Annotated in this window: 15 protein-coding genes and 1 tRNA gene; 11 read left to right on the top strand and 5 right to left on the bottom strand. The window is 45.2% G+C overall.

The window, feature by feature from the left end; translation table 11 throughout:
• The first annotated feature begins 19 nt into the window (after window positions 1–19).
• On the top strand, window positions 20–1,243 hold the full coding sequence (locus tag DWZ03_RS07240; protein WP_008664036.1) for an NADH:flavin oxidoreductase: 1,224 nt from the start codon (window positions 20–22) through the stop codon (window positions 1,241–1,243).
• Window positions 1,244–1,279: 36 nt separating this feature from the next.
• Window positions 1,280–2,119, top strand: a complete 840-nt coding sequence (locus DWZ03_RS07235; protein WP_005827139.1) for an SDR family oxidoreductase — start codon at window positions 1,280–1,282, stop codon at window positions 2,117–2,119.
• 60 nt (window positions 2,120–2,179) lie between these two features.
• Here the strand turns inward: DWZ03_RS07235 and pfkA are convergent, their stop codons facing one another.
• The 3 genes from pfkA to cmk form a co-directional block, all read right to left on the bottom strand.
• Window positions 2,180–3,160 carry a 6-phosphofructokinase gene (gene pfkA / locus DWZ03_RS07230; RefSeq protein ID WP_005827137.1) on the bottom strand — a complete coding sequence of 327 codons (981 nt, stop codon included), beginning with the start codon at window positions 3,158–3,160 and terminating at the stop codon, window positions 2,180–2,182.
• Between the two features lie 139 nt (window positions 3,161–3,299).
• The gene (locus tag DWZ03_RS07225; RefSeq protein ID WP_005827134.1) at window positions 3,300–4,166 is read right to left on the bottom strand and encodes a 4-hydroxy-3-methylbut-2-enyl diphosphate reductase; all 867 of its coding nucleotides are present in this window, start codon (window positions 4,164–4,166) and stop codon (window positions 3,300–3,302) included.
• A 7-nt stretch (window positions 4,167–4,173) separates the two neighbouring features.
• Complete coding sequence (cmk, locus tag DWZ03_RS07220; RefSeq protein ID WP_034525522.1) at window positions 4,174–4,869, bottom strand: (d)CMP kinase; 696 nt, start codon at window positions 4,867–4,869, stop codon at window positions 4,174–4,176.
• A 262-nt stretch (window positions 4,870–5,131) separates the two neighbouring features.
• Between cmk and DWZ03_RS07215 the strand changes: the two genes are divergently transcribed.
• From DWZ03_RS07215 to DWZ03_RS07175, 9 genes are all read left to right on the top strand, one after another.
• Complete coding sequence (locus tag DWZ03_RS07215; RefSeq protein WP_005827130.1) at window positions 5,132–5,818, top strand: energy transducer TonB; 687 nt, start codon at window positions 5,132–5,134, stop codon at window positions 5,816–5,818.
• Window positions 5,819–5,898: 80 nt separating this feature from the next.
• Window positions 5,899–6,873 (top strand): polyprenyl synthetase family protein, encoded by a 975-nt coding sequence (locus DWZ03_RS07210; RefSeq protein ID WP_034525526.1) that lies wholly within the window; start codon window positions 5,899–5,901, stop codon window positions 6,871–6,873.
• A gap of 18 nt (window positions 6,874–6,891) precedes the next feature.
• Window positions 6,892–7,593, top strand: a complete 702-nt coding sequence (locus DWZ03_RS07205) for a hypothetical protein (RefSeq protein WP_057087216.1) — start codon at window positions 6,892–6,894, stop codon at window positions 7,591–7,593.
• Between the two features lie 8 nt (window positions 7,594–7,601).
• Window positions 7,602–8,381, top strand: a complete 780-nt coding sequence (locus DWZ03_RS07200; protein WP_117749852.1) for a TatD family hydrolase — start codon at window positions 7,602–7,604, stop codon at window positions 8,379–8,381.
• A 162-nt stretch (window positions 8,382–8,543) separates the two neighbouring features.
• A tRNA-Ser gene (locus DWZ03_RS07195) sits at window positions 8,544–8,631 on the top strand.
• 77 nt (window positions 8,632–8,708) lie between these two features.
• Window positions 8,709–9,512 (top strand): MotA/TolQ/ExbB proton channel family protein, encoded by an 804-nt coding sequence (locus DWZ03_RS07190; protein WP_009037966.1) that lies wholly within the window; start codon window positions 8,709–8,711, stop codon window positions 9,510–9,512.
• A gap of 5 nt (window positions 9,513–9,517) precedes the next feature.
• Window positions 9,518–10,003 (top strand): hypothetical protein, encoded by a 486-nt coding sequence (locus DWZ03_RS07185; RefSeq protein ID WP_005827118.1) that lies wholly within the window; start codon window positions 9,518–9,520, stop codon window positions 10,001–10,003.
• Between the two features lie 36 nt (window positions 10,004–10,039).
• The gene (locus DWZ03_RS07180) at window positions 10,040–10,630 is read left to right on the top strand and encodes an ExbD/TolR family protein (protein ID WP_005827116.1); all 591 of its coding nucleotides are present in this window, start codon (window positions 10,040–10,042) and stop codon (window positions 10,628–10,630) included.
• On the top strand, window positions 10,630–11,094 hold the full coding sequence (locus DWZ03_RS07175) for an ExbD/TolR family protein (RefSeq protein ID WP_005827114.1): 465 nt from the start codon (window positions 10,630–10,632) through the stop codon (window positions 11,092–11,094). The genes DWZ03_RS07180 and DWZ03_RS07175 overlap by 1 nt, the downstream gene beginning before the upstream one ends.
• Window positions 11,095–11,169: 75 nt before the next feature.
• Here DWZ03_RS07175 and DWZ03_RS07170 read toward each other — a convergent pair whose 3' ends face one another.
• Both DWZ03_RS07170 and DWZ03_RS07165 read right to left on the bottom strand, forming a co-directional pair.
• Window positions 11,170–11,706, bottom strand: a complete 537-nt coding sequence (locus DWZ03_RS07170) for a GNAT family N-acetyltransferase (protein ID WP_005827111.1) — start codon at window positions 11,704–11,706, stop codon at window positions 11,170–11,172.
• Window positions 11,707–11,730: 24 nt separating this feature from the next.
• Window positions 11,731–13,008: an IgA Peptidase M64 gene (locus tag DWZ03_RS07165; RefSeq protein WP_016272989.1), complete on the bottom strand. Its 1,278-nt coding sequence runs from the start codon at window positions 13,006–13,008 to the stop codon at window positions 11,731–11,733.
• Between the last annotated feature and the right edge of the window lie 178 nt (window positions 13,009–13,186).

Here is a 13,186-nt window from a genome sequence, read left to right as displayed (position 1 = left end):
TAACTCATAACTCATAACGATGGAATCCAAGTTATTCACACCCGTCACTTTCGGACCGTTGACCTTGCGTAACCGTACCATCCGTTCGGCTGCTTTCGAGAGCATGTGTCCCGGAAACGCTCCGTCGGACATGTTGCTCGACTATCATCGGTCGGTAGCGGCGGGAGGTATAGGTATGACTACTGTTGCTTATGCGGCAGTTACTCAGAGCGGCCTGTCTTTTGACCGCCAGTTGTGGATGCGTCCCGAGATTATCCCCGGACTCCGTAGGCTGACTGATGCCATACATGCGGAAGGGGCTGCGGCAGGCATCCAGTTGGGACACTGTGGCAACATGTCCCATAAAAGTATTTGCGGTTGTATGCCCGTCGGCGCATCTTCCGGATTCAATCTTTATTCTCCTACCTTTGTGCGCGGACTTCGTGCCGATGAGCTGCCGGAGATGGCGCGTGCATACGGACGCTCGGTGAATCTGGCACGGGAGGCCGGATTTGATTCTGTAGAGATTCATGCAGGGCATGGTTATCTCATCAGCCAGTTCTTGTCCCCGTCCACCAATCATCGGAAAGACGAATTCGGGGGCTCGTTGCAGAACCGTATGCGGTTTATGGATATGGTGATGGAAGAAGTGATGAAGGCTGCCGGCAGTGATATGGCTGTGCTGGTGAAGATGAACATGCGCGACGGTTTCCGTGGAGGGATGGAGCTGGACGAGACGATGCAGGTGGCGCGCAGGCTGGAGCAGTCGGGAGCACATGCGCTGGTCTTGAGCGGTGGGTTCGTCAGTAAGGCGCCGATGTATGTCATGCGGGGCGAAATGCCTATCCGCAGCATGACGCATTACATGACCTGCTGGTGGTTGAAATACGGTGTACGCATGGTAGGCAAATGGATGATACCGAGCGTACCGTTTAAGGAAGCTTATTTCCTGGAAGATGCCTTGAAATTCCGTGCCGCCTTGAAGATACCGTTGGTTTATGTGGGTGGCCTGGTTTCCAGGGACAAGATAGATGAGGTGCTGGATGACGGCTTCGAGGCTGTGCAAATGGCACGCGCTCTGCTCAATGAGCCGGGGTTTGTCAACCGCATGCGTGCCGAAGAGAATGCACGTTGCAACTGCCGGCATAGTAATTATTGCATTGCCCGGATGTATTCCATCGAGATGGCATGCCATCAGCATTTGAAGGAGGAGCTTCCACCTTGTCTGAAAAGGGAGATAGAGAAAATCGAAGCGAAAGGCTGATTTTTAGTTTTTAATTTTCAATTTTTAATTATTAAAGTGAATTTAGCTGTTATAACCGGGGCAGACGGTGGCATGGGCATGGAAATTACCCGCGCAGTGGCAACTGCCGGCTATCAGGTCATCATGGCATGCCGTGACCCCCAAGCTGCCGAACCCAAGCGGCAACTACTGATGCGTGAAACCGGTAATCCGCGTATTGAGACTGCTCCCATTGATTTGGCATCTCTGGCTTCAGTGGCCGCATTTGCAGAGCATCTGTTGAAGCGGGGAGAGCCGTTGGCGTTGCTGATGAACAATGCCGGAACCATGGAAACGGAACGCCGCATTACCGAAGACGGACTGGAACGGACGGTGAGTGTCAATTATGTAGGGCCTTACCTGCTGACCCGCAAGCTGCTACCATTGATGGGAGAGGGGAGCCGTATTGTGAATATGGTATCTTGTACGTATGCCATCGGTCATCTTGACTTTCCGGATTTTTTCCTCCGGGGAAGGAAGGGTGGCTTTTGGCGCATTCCTATATATAGCAACACGAAGCTGGCATTGACTCTGTTCACCATCGACTTGGCCAGTCGCGTCAAACACAAAGGTATTGTTGTGAATGCGGCCGACCCGGGGATTGTGTCTACCAATATCATCACCATGCATATGTGGTTTGACCCGCTGACAGATATACTTTTCAGGCCTTTTATCCGTACTCCCCGTAAGGGAGCTGCAACAGCTGTCGGCTTATTGCTGGATGAGGATGCCGGTAAACGTACGGGGACATTGAATGCCAGTTGCCGTCCCAAGTCTCTTTCGGAGAAGTACACCCGGCATGTACAGATGGAAGAACTGTGGGAGAGGACGGAAAGTATAGTGAAAAAATGGTTGTAAAAAACAGAGAAGGCGCATATGTCGCCTTCTCTGTTTATGGGGTATCTGAACTGTCTGTCATTAGATAGACAGTTCTCTCAATACATTTACAAGGTCTTTCTTGATGGGTTTGTCATTCTTGATGGCCTTCGTGAAGGGAACGTATACCACTTCATCGTGGTCAATGCCTATCATGACATTGCGCTGTCCTTCCATGATGGCGTCGATGGCGGCTGCGCCCAGACGGCTGGCAAGGATACGGTCGTGTGCCGTAGGGCTACCGCCGCGTTGCAAGTGACCGAGGATGGTTACGCGTACGTCATATTGGGGGTATTCGTTCTTTACACGCTCTGCATAGTGCATTGCACCGCCGGTCAGTTCACTCTCGGCTACCAGTACGATACTGCTGTTCTTGGATTTCCGGAAACCGTTCTTGATGAATTCTTCCAGTTGGTCCACTTCCGTACTGAATTCCGGGATAATGGCTGCTTCTGCTCCGGAGGCGATGGCGCCGTTCAGAGCGAGGAAACCGGCATCGCGTCCCATGACTTCTACGAAAAACAAGCGCTCATGGGAAGTGGCTGTATCACGGATTTTGTCCACAGCATCCAGGATCGTGTTCAGCGCGGTGTCGTAGCCGATAGTGGTATCTGTTCCATAAAGGTCATTGTCGATAGTTCCCGGCAGCCCGATACAAGGCACGTCAAACTCTTGTGCAAAGATACGAGCACCGGTCAGCGAACCGTCGCCTCCGATAATCACTAAGGCGTCAATGCCTTCTTTCTTCATGTTGTCGTAAGCAATCTGGCGGCCCTCGGGAGTCGTGAACTCTTTGCAGCGGGCTGTCTTCAGGATTGTACCACCCAGCTGGATGATGTTGCTGACATTTTGGCTTTTGAATTCTTTGATTTCGCCGGTTACCAGACCTTTGTAACCTCTATATATACCTTTAACTGAAAGTCCGTTGTAAATAGCCGAACGTGTCACGGCACGTATGGCTGCGTTCATTCCCGGAGCATCACCTCCTGATGTCAAGATACCAATGCACTTAACTGTTCCCATAACAATCTTTTTGTTTAGTATTAATAATCATGATGAAAAATAGATTTGGACTATTTTTTCATGCCGCAAAGATAGTAAAAAGCTGAGGCGGTGACTAATAAATTACGTTAATTTGCTGTTCCAAAAGGATGACAAACTGTTATTTAAGTTTTGACTTTATGGCTTCTGAAATTTCTTCCATCAGCCATTTGGGGGTGGAAGTGGCTCCGCAGACACCGATGGAATTGGCACCGGCTAACAGAGAACTATCTATTTCTTCGGCACTGTCTATCAAATGTGAATTGGCATTGACTTTTTTACACTCACTGAACAGCATCTTGCCGTTAGAGCTTTTTTTGCCGCTGACAAAGAATATTAAATCATGGGAAGCTGCAAATTTCCGGATATTAGGTATCCGGTTTGCTACTTGTCGGCAGATAGTGTCATAGGACTCGAAAGTGACTTTCGGTGAGATATGTCCCTCTATGTATTTCACAATGTTTTGAAATCCGTCCAGAGACTTTGTGGTCTGGGAGTAGAGACGGATGTCTTTGCTGAAATCCAGTTTCCTTGCCTCTTCCTGCTTTTCGATGACGATGGCCTTTCCGGTGGTTTGTCCTACCAGACCCAGTACTTCGGCGTGTCCATTTTTGCCATAGATGACAATTTGCTTGTCGCGGTTGTCTTCCTGGACGTACTCTTGCTTAATCTTCTTTTGCAGGCGGAGTACGACCGGGCAGGTTGCGTCAATGATTTCTATATTGTTGCGGCGGGCAATGTCATAAGTTTCAGGGGGCTCTCCATGAGCACGCAGCAGCACTTTGGCGTTGTGGAGGTGGTTGAATTCCTCATGGTTGATGGTAATCAGCCCCATTGCCTTCAGGCGTTCCACTTCACGGCTGTTGTGCACGATGTCTCCCAGACAATAGAGGGTTCCTCCTTTCGCCAGTTCCTCTTCTGCCTTGTTTATTGCGGTGACAACTCCGAAACAGAAGCCGGAGCCTTCGTCTATTTCTACTTTTGCCATATCCGGTTCAGTTCTTCTCCTTTATAACCCGTTCGAATTGTTCCGCCAGCCATTCCTTTTGTTGGGAAATGCTCAGGTGGCTGTTGTCCAACAATAAAGCGTCAGAAGCTTTGCGCAGCGGACTTACATCCCGGTTTTGGTCAATATAGTCCCGTTGTTTCACATTTTCCAGAATTTCGTCAAAGCTGGCTTCTTCCCCTTTGGCCTTTAGTTCGTCATAGCGGCGTTGTGCCCGTATCTCGGGGGTGGCGGTTACAAAAATTTTCAGCTCGGCATCCGGAAAAACGGTAGTGCCGATGTCGCGCCCATCCATAACGATACCCTTGGCCTTGCCCATCTCTTGTTGCTGTGCTACCATAGCTTCGCGTACGAAATCCAATGTTGCAATGGGGCTGACACGTGAAGATACTTCCATGGTACGGATTTTGTTTTCTACATTTACTCCGTTCAGGTAGGTATCTGGGCGTCCGGTTTCGGGGTTCAGGCGGAAAGAAATATGTATATCCTTTATTAGACTTTTCAGTTTTTCGGCATCTATGCGGTCACCCTGGAAAATACCATTCTCTATACTATATAATGTTACTGCCCGATACATGGCACCACTATCTATATATATGTAACCGATTTCGCGGGCGAGGTCTTTGGCCATAGTGCTTTTCCCGCAAGAGGAAAAACCGTCGATTGCTATTGTTATCTTTTTCATGACTTTTATGCTATAGTTATATAGGTATAACACCTGCAAAACAGAAAATTTCAATATTTCATTTAAAATTCTTGCCAAAGATACGGTATTTTTAAAATATCTCGTTACATTTGTGGCACAAAAGCACATGGAGGTTTTTGAAGGATTAAAAAAATGAAAATGGAGCGCCTATTGTGTAAAAAAAAACAGCAGAGCGTGAACATTCTTGGGAAAAGTGCTATATTTGCCCCAAATGAGAAACACTAAAATTATATTATAAATTATGGAAATTAAGAAATCACCTAAGGCAGACCTGGAGAGTAAGAAGTCGACTTGGCTGCTTGTCGGTTATGTAATCGTGCTCGCTTTCATGTTTGTTGCGTTCGAGTGGACAAAGCGTGACATCAAGATTGACACGAGCCAGGCTATTACCGACGTATTTTTTGAAGAGGAAATCATCCCTATTACAGAACAGCCGGAGCAGGTTACTCCTCCGCCTCCCGAAGCCCCTTCAATTGCAGAGACGTTGACTATCGTTGAAGACGATGCTGACGTGGAAGAAACGGCCATTGTATCTTCTGAAGAATTGAACCAGGCTGTGGAAATCAAATATGTTCCCGTAGCAGTGGAAGAGGAAGAACCGGAAGAACAGACTATCTTCGAGGTGGTAGAACAGATGCCTGAGTTCCCGAATGGTGGTATGGCTGGTTTGATGCAGTATTTGAGCAAGAATATTAAATATCCTACTATTGCACAGGAAAACGGAACTCAAGGCCGTGTAACTGTACAGTTCGTGGTTAATAAGGACGGTAGTATCGTAGATGCTAAAGTTCTGAGAGGCGTTGACCCGTATTTGGACAAAGAAGCTGTCCGCGTGATTATGGGCATGCCGAAGTGGAAACCCGGTATGCAGCGTGGTAAACCCGTTCGTGTTAAGTATACCGTGCCTGTAATGTTTAGATTGCAGTAATAAAATATCTATAAGTGGGAGAGGCTGCCGGAATGCAGCCTCTTTTCATTATCCGCTATTCCCTAAATTCTGAAAATGCCATGTTTACAGCTTCCGAGCTTTTAGAAAGAATAAATTCTCATATTGCAGAATTGCAGTTTACCCGTACTCCTCAAGGTTTATATGCTCCCGTTACCTATGTGTTGTCCATGGGCGGAAAAAGAATCCGTCCGGTATTGATGTTGATGGCCTACAATCTGTATCAGGAGGATATTACCCGTATTTTTAACCCTGCAACGGGGATTGAAGTGTATCATAATTATACTCTTTTGCATGACGACTTGATGGACCGTGCAGACCGTCGCCGTGGTAAGGAGACGGTACATAAAGTTTGGGATGACAATGCTGCCATCCTTTCGGGGGATGCAATGCTTGTATTAGCTTATCAGTTTATGGCTCAATGCCCGGTTGAACACCTGAAAGAGGTGATGGATATATTTAGCCTGACTGCACTGGAAATCTGTGAAGGACAGCAGCTGGATATGGAGTTTGAACATCGGAAGGATGTGAAGGCAGAGGAGTATCTGGAAATGATTCGTCTGAAAACTTCGGTATTGTTGGCTGCAAGCTTGAAGATTGGCGCTCTTTTGGGAGGGGCTTCTTCTGAAGATGCGGAGCAGTTGTATGATTTTGGCATGAACTTGGGTGTCGCTTTTCAGTTGAAAGATGATTTCCTGGATGTTTATGGCGATGCTGCCGTCTTTGGAAAGAATATTGGAGGTGATATTCTGTGCAATAAAAAGACCTACATGCTGATAAAGGCTTTTGAACATGCGGATGAGGAGCAGTTGACCCGCTTGAATGCTTGGGTGGATGCTGTTGCATTCAACCCGGAGGAGAAAGTTGCTGCGGTGACGGAACTGTATAACCGGATTGGCGTCAAGGAACTGTGTGAGAAAAAGATGGAAGAGTATTGTGAACGCGCAATGGAAAGTCTGTTGGCGGTGAAGGTGGCAGATGAAAAGAAAGAGGAATTGAAGAACCTGATGGCTAACCTGATGCATCGGGAAGTATAACTTTAAATCCGGGAGAAAATGCCTTATAGAAGATTGCCTAATACAGATCAAGCGAGAATACGGGCGCTGAAAGCAGTGGTCGTCAAGGGTGATATATGTAATGTGTATGATTTGGCCGTATCTTTGAAGGCGTTGACTGATGCGCGGAATTTTCTTACAAAGTTTGAAGCTGCGCAAGCTTATTATGCCGACTGTTTTGAGCGGCAGGCTCGGGCGGGACGTAAGCATCAGGCTAATGTAAAGACTGCCCGTCTGTATATTTCTCATTTTATCCAGGTGTTGAATTTAGCTGTCATCCGTTCTGAAGTGCGTATTGCTCATAAGGAATATTACGGTTTGGACACAAGCAACAATAATGTGCCTGATTTATCGACAGAGCCTGCCTTGGCAGAGTGGGGGCGTAAAATCGTGGATGGGGAAAACAAACGTATATCCCAGGGAGGAATTCCCATTTATAACCCTACGATTGCAAAAGTGAGGGTGCATTATGATATTTTCATGGATAGTTATGAGAAGCAAAAGAATCTTCAATCTTTGACAGCCCGCAGTTTGAACACCTTGGCTTCGATGCGTGCAGAGGCAGATGGTTTGATTTTGGATATATGGAACCAGGTTGAAAAGAAATTCGAGGAGGTCACTCCCAATGAGAAACGTTTGGATTTATGCCGTGATTATGGAATAATCTATTATTACCGTACCGGTGAGAAACGCAAAGAGTAAGTTGAAGAATGAGATTGATTGATTCACATTCCCATCTTTTTTTAGAAGAGTTTGCAGAGGATTTGCCTCAAGTGATGGCTCGTGCCCGTGAGGCAGGAGTCACGCATATTTTTATGCCCAATATCGATAGTACCACCATAGGACCTATGCTTCGGGTGTGCCGTGAATATAAAGGGTATTGCTATCCGATGATTGGATTGCACCCTACCTCTGTGGGTGCGGATTATGAAAAGGAGTTGGAAATAGTGGCCCGGGAGCTGGCTTCACCGAATGAATTTGTTGCGGTTGGCGAGATTGGTATGGACTTGTATTGGGATAAGACTTTTCTTAGAGAGCAGCAAAGGGTGTTGGACAAGCAGATTGAGTGGGCTTTGGAATACGGTTTGCCGGTAGTGCTGCATTGTAGGGAAGCGTTCGACCATATATATAATGTGTTGAAACTCTATCAGCAGACTCCTTTGAAAGGAATTTTCCATAGTTTTACGGGAACCTCGGAAGAGGCCTGCAGGATTATGGAATTTGCGGATTTCATGATAGGAATAAATGGTGTGGTGACTTTCAAGAAATCAACTTTGCCCGAAGTCTTGAAGAATATTCCTTTGGAACGCATCGTGCTGGAAACCGATTCCCCTTATCTGACTCCGGTTCCCAATCGAGGCAAGAGGAACGAAAGCGCATATGTTAAGGATACTTTGGTAAAGGTGGCCGGAATCTATGGGAACTCTCCTGAAAAGGTGGCCCAGGTTACTTCTGATAACGCTTTAAAAGTGTTCGGAATGCTCAAATAAGCTCTTTAAGATTTTAAAGTTTATTAATTTTGAGATTTTATTTAATATAAAACGGGGAGAATGAGGCAGAACAACAAAAAAAAGAATACATTTGTAGCTGAAAACGCTGGTGGTTCGCATTTTTTTTGTAATTTGCACCCGATTTCAGAAAAGGCGTCTATTGGAGAGATGCTCGAGTGGTTGAAGAGGCACGCCTGGAAAGCGTGTATACCCCTAAAGGGTATCCGGGGTTCGAATCCCCGTCTCTCCGCAGTGTGATAAAATGGAGATAAAACAACAAATTATAATAAATAAATTAATTAATTAATCTTAAAAATTAGACACACAATGAAAAAGTTATTTGCAATTGTTGCTGTGATGGGAGTCTTAACATTTGGCTCAACTCAACTTGCTCAGGCTCAAGATGCTCCTGCAGCTGAACAAACTGAACAAGCAGCTGTAGCACCTGCTGCTGACGCTGCTGCTCCTGCCGCAATGGAAGCTGCAGAAGGTGGTATCCACAAAGAACTCAAAACTAAGTTTATTGAAGGTACTGCATCTTTCATGAGTTTGGTAGCTATCGCATTGGTTATCGGTCTTGCATTCTGTATTGAACGTATCATTTATTTGAGCTTGGCTGAAATCAACACAAAGAAGTTCTTGGCTGCTATTGAAGCTGCTTTGGAAAAAGGTGACGTTGAAGCTGCTAAAGACATCGCACGTAACACTAGAGGTCCTATCGCTTCTATCTACTATCAAGGTCTGATGAGAATTGACCAAGGTATCGACGTAGTAGAAAAGTCAGTAGTTTCTTACGGTGGTGTACAAGCTGGTTACCTGGAAAAAGGTTGCTCTTGGATTACACTGTTCATCGCTATGGCTCCGTCTTTGGGATTCTTGGGTACTGTAATCGGTATGGTGCAGGCATTTGATAAGATCCAGCAGGTAGGTGATATCTCTCCGACGGTTGTAGCAGGTGGTATGAAGGTTGCCTTGATTACAACTATCTTCGGTTTGATCGTTGCCTTGATTCTGCAGGTATTCTATAACTACATCCTGGCTAAGATTGAAGCTTTGACCAGCGAAATGGAAGATTCTTCTATCTCTCTGTTGGATATGGTTATCAAATATGACTTGAAATACAAAAAATAATTAAGATGGCTAAGTTATCATATAAAGTATCATACTATGCACTGTATGTCATGTTCGCTATCATCTTGGTAGTGTTGGGCATGTTCTTCTTCGGTGGAGATGCTCAGGGCGATGCAGTGTTGGCAAGCGTTGACGCAGAAATGTGGCAACCGGCTCATACAGACGCATTGATTTATTTGATGTACATTCTGTTCTTTGTAGCTATTATTGCTACCGTGGTTGGTGTTTTGTTCCAATTTGGAGCTGCACTGAAAGACAATCCGGGAGCAGCGTTGAAATCTTTGATTGGTTTGGTTATATTGGTTGCAGTTGTTGTTATTTCTTGGACTATGGGTAGTGAAGAACCACTTGTTATTCCGGGTTATAGCGGAACTGAGAACGTACCTTTCTGGTTGAAGCTTACTGACATGTTCCTTTATTCTATCTATATCTTGTTTGCTGGTACAGTCTTGGCAATCATTTTTAGTAGCATTAAGAAAAAATTATCATAATCAATTGAGGTAACTCAATTTAAAGATATAATTACAATGGCTAAAAAGAAAAGAGAAGTTCCTGAAATTAACTCAAGTTCTACTGCGGACATCGCTTTCTTGTTGCTGATTTTCTTCTTGATTACAACATCTATGGATACCGACCGTGGTTTGGCAAGACGTTTGCCGCCTCCACCGGAAAAGGACCAGAAGTTGGACGATGCAAAGAAGAAGGAACGCAACGTATTGCAAGTCTTCTTGAACATGCAGGACCAGTTAATGTGCGGGAATGATTATATTACTGTTGACCAATTGCGTGCAAAAGCAAAAGAATTTATTGCCAATCCGTATAACGAAGATACAAAACCGGAAAAGATTTCTAAGAATGTTCCTTTCTTCGGTACAGTACAAGTGACGGAAGGCCATGTGATTTCTTTGCGTTGTGACCGTGGTTCTTCATACAAAGCATATATGTCTGTACAGAATGAGTTGGTAGCAGCTTATAACGAGTTGCGTGATGAATTGGCTCAGGAAAAGTGGCAGAAGAATTATATGGAGTTGGATCAGGAACAACAAGATGCAATTCGTGAAATTTATTCTCAGAAGATTTCTGAGGCAGAACCTAAAAAGTACGGAGAAAAGAAGTAATGGGAAAATTTAATAAGACTGGTAAACGTGGAATGCCGGCGTTGAACACTTCTTCTCTGCCTGACCTTATCTTCACCTTGTTGTTCTTCTTCATGATTGTAACAACGATGCGTGAGGTAACATTGAAGGTTGAGTTTAAGGTTCCGCAAGCTACAGAATTGGAGAAACTTGAAAAGAAGTCTTTGGTTACGTTTATCTATGTAGGAAAACCTACTGCCGAATTTCGTAAGAAGTTAGGTAATGAGAGCCGTATCCAGTTGAACGACAGCTATGCTGAAGTTGCTGAAATTCAAGATTACATTATTGGTGAACGTGCCAGTATGAAGGAAGAAGATCAGCCGCAGATGACAGTGTCTTTGAAAGTTGACCAAGATACGAAAATGGGTATCGTAACAGATATCAAAGAAGCGCTTCGTAAGGCTTATGCTTTGAAGATTAACTATTCTGCGCAACCGCGTCAGTAAAAGTTAGTTTAATGATATAATAAAGGTCGTTTCATTTGTTGAAACGACCTTTATTGTTTTAAGTATATTGGGTTTTTAAGATTTCACATTATATACTTCGCGGTAGATGTGTTCCTTTACAGAGTCAAAATCCTTTCCACATTCTATATCTCCATAGGCCATGATGAGCATAGGCAGGTAGTTGTCGCCTGTTTTATAGGGTGGTTGTTGGTAGGGCTTTTCCCATAAGGAGAATCCTTGCCGTTGATAGAAGTTAATGCGGCGTTTAGCCATTTCTTCTTCGGGTATTTCCACTTCCAAGACGATGGGATGTTTTAAGAGTTGGCATAAATGGTTTAGTACGCTCTTTCCATATCCGCCGTTACGCTGTGCGGGGTCAATGGCAAAATGCTCTATATAGTAAAAATGTCCGAAATCCCAGTAAGTGATGAGACCTACCGGGGTGTTGTTATGGAAGATGATATTGTTATAGAAGTGCGTTTTGGTATCTGTATACTTGCGCAATTCCTCCAGTTCCCGGTACTCCTCTGAAGGGAATGATTGAGTCATTAATTTCTCCATGTAGCTGTACAAGTCTGTGTCAGCTGTTGTAATACGTTGAAGTCTGATCATAAGTTCTTTTAGTTTAGTTTGTTTTTATTCAGTATAAAATTCAATGACGCGGCAGATGGCCCGTTGGCAGACCGGGCAGAAAGTAGGGTATTCATTGGTGCGCATGCGGCAATTGTCTGCCGGACGGTAGATGCCTTTGGCAGAATAGCCAGCTCCTTCATATACGCCTACGGGATATGTTCCACTTTCAGAAGAGGGAGTAGGAACGGGAGTTCCTTGAGCAAGCATATCTTTCCATTTGGAAGTGAAATCGATTCTTGTGCTGATGTTCTGTTCCCAGGGTTCCACATCTAGTGGATAGGTATCTGTCATCACGTCATTGTCGTAGAAGTATTCATCGGCCAGTCCGCCAAAGCTATGCCCGAACTCATGTACCACAACGGGGCGGAACATGGGATGGTGGGCGGTAGTAAGGGTATAGGAATTATAGATTCCACCGCCTCCGTATTCTTCCGTATTGGCAAGGATGATGATGTGTTCATACGGTATTCCCGCCAGCGCATCGTGTATGGATTTGACACGGGAGGTTGTCAGATACCGGTCTGAATAGAATGTGCTGAAATGAGAGCTGAATGCTGTCCGTTTCCATTCTCCGAGGCGTGGTACGCTTACTCCGCTGTCTTCGGAGGGGCTGGCCACTGCTACAATGTTGAAGTGCTTTTTCATGGACCGGAAGGGTTCGTGGGCAAACAGACTTTCGCAGGCAATGGCTGCGTCTTCGTAGAATACCGGCATCTCTTCGGGAGTATATCCTTCTGCAAGGATGGCTACGTCGATGCATTTGGCCGTATTGCCGCTTTGCAGCAGATATTTATGTGGTGTGATGTGGGCAGTACCTTTCTGATGTATCAGGATGTCGTCGGGACTGACCGTATGTTTCATGCTTGCCCGTACATTTCTACGCGGGTCGAGAAGTGTTATTTCTATTTCTGCAGGACGAAGGGGATAGGGAAGGAGAAAGGTGTTTTCGAATCCTTTGGTCACTGCTTTGGCTTCATCCGTTTCCAGCCACTCCTGGAAGAGCGAAGAAAAGGATGTTTTGTAGATTACGCTGCCATTGGCTGCATCCCGCATAATGATTTGTCCGTTTCCTTGCAAGGGCAACTCAGACAAATGATGCTTCCTTCCTGCCCAAGAGGGGAGACAAGACAATCCGTCCAGGCATATTTCTTGTCTGGCTGCATTTCCGGTAAAGATATAGTCGACACGCAGGGTCTTATCTGCAAAATAATCGGCAAAGCGTTGGGCATGCAAGGATATTGCCGCCATCAGGCATAATAGGAATAAGGAATACTTTTTCATAACAGTTCATTATTATTGCTACTACAAAGATAATATCTTTAAAGCTCATCTGCAATTTTCCGGTCGTGCGAGATGGAATTTTGCATATGCACTTTGAAATGCCTGATATGCGGTATTATTCTTTTTTTTGCAAGAAAAGTTATAAACCGTATTTTTATTGGCGAAAAAATAGCTAACT

Origin of the sequence: Bacteroides sp. AF29-11 (genome assembly GCF_003602895.1) — a bacterium.
Lineage (GTDB): Bacteria > Bacteroidota > Bacteroidia > Bacteroidales > Bacteroidaceae > Bacteroides > Bacteroides uniformis.
The sequence above is the reverse complement of the archived record's forward strand: the minus strand, read 5'-3'. Positions and strand labels throughout refer to the sequence as shown.

What these genes read in the sequence shown, in the direction of transcription:
- DWZ03_RS07240 (WP_008664036.1), top strand. Translation starts at nt 20, where the DNA reads ATGGAATCCAAGTTATTCACACCCGTCACTTTCGGACCGTTGACCTTG.
- pfkA (WP_005827137.1), bottom strand. Translation starts at nt 3,160, where the DNA reads ATGGGAACAGTTAAGTGCATTGGTATCTTGACATCAGGAGGTGATGCT.
- DWZ03_RS07225 (WP_005827134.1), bottom strand. Translation starts at nt 4,166, where the DNA reads ATGGCAAAAGTAGAAATAGACGAAGGCTCCGGCTTCTGTTTCGGAGTT.
- cmk (WP_034525522.1), bottom strand. Translation starts at nt 4,869, where the DNA reads ATGAAAAAGATAACAATAGCAATCGACGGTTTTTCCTCTTGCGGGAAA.
- DWZ03_RS07215 (WP_005827130.1), top strand. Translation starts at nt 5,132, where the DNA reads ATGGAAATTAAGAAATCACCTAAGGCAGACCTGGAGAGTAAGAAGTCG.
- DWZ03_RS07210 (WP_034525526.1), top strand. Translation starts at nt 5,899, where the DNA reads ATGTTTACAGCTTCCGAGCTTTTAGAAAGAATAAATTCTCATATTGCA.
- DWZ03_RS07205 (WP_057087216.1), top strand. Translation starts at nt 6,892, where the DNA reads ATGCCTTATAGAAGATTGCCTAATACAGATCAAGCGAGAATACGGGCG.
- DWZ03_RS07200 (WP_117749852.1), top strand. Translation starts at nt 7,602, where the DNA reads ATGAGATTGATTGATTCACATTCCCATCTTTTTTTAGAAGAGTTTGCA.
- DWZ03_RS07190 (WP_009037966.1), top strand. Translation starts at nt 8,709, where the DNA reads ATGAAAAAGTTATTTGCAATTGTTGCTGTGATGGGAGTCTTAACATTT.
- DWZ03_RS07185 (WP_005827118.1), top strand. Translation starts at nt 9,518, where the DNA reads ATGGCTAAGTTATCATATAAAGTATCATACTATGCACTGTATGTCATG.
- DWZ03_RS07180 (WP_005827116.1), top strand. Translation starts at nt 10,040, where the DNA reads ATGGCTAAAAAGAAAAGAGAAGTTCCTGAAATTAACTCAAGTTCTACT.
- DWZ03_RS07175 (WP_005827114.1), top strand. Translation starts at nt 10,630, where the DNA reads ATGGGAAAATTTAATAAGACTGGTAAACGTGGAATGCCGGCGTTGAAC.
- DWZ03_RS07170 (WP_005827111.1), bottom strand. Translation starts at nt 11,706, where the DNA reads ATGATCAGACTTCAACGTATTACAACAGCTGACACAGACTTGTACAGC.
- DWZ03_RS07165 (WP_016272989.1), bottom strand. Translation starts at nt 13,008, where the DNA reads ATGAAAAAGTATTCCTTATTCCTATTATGCCTGATGGCGGCAATATCC.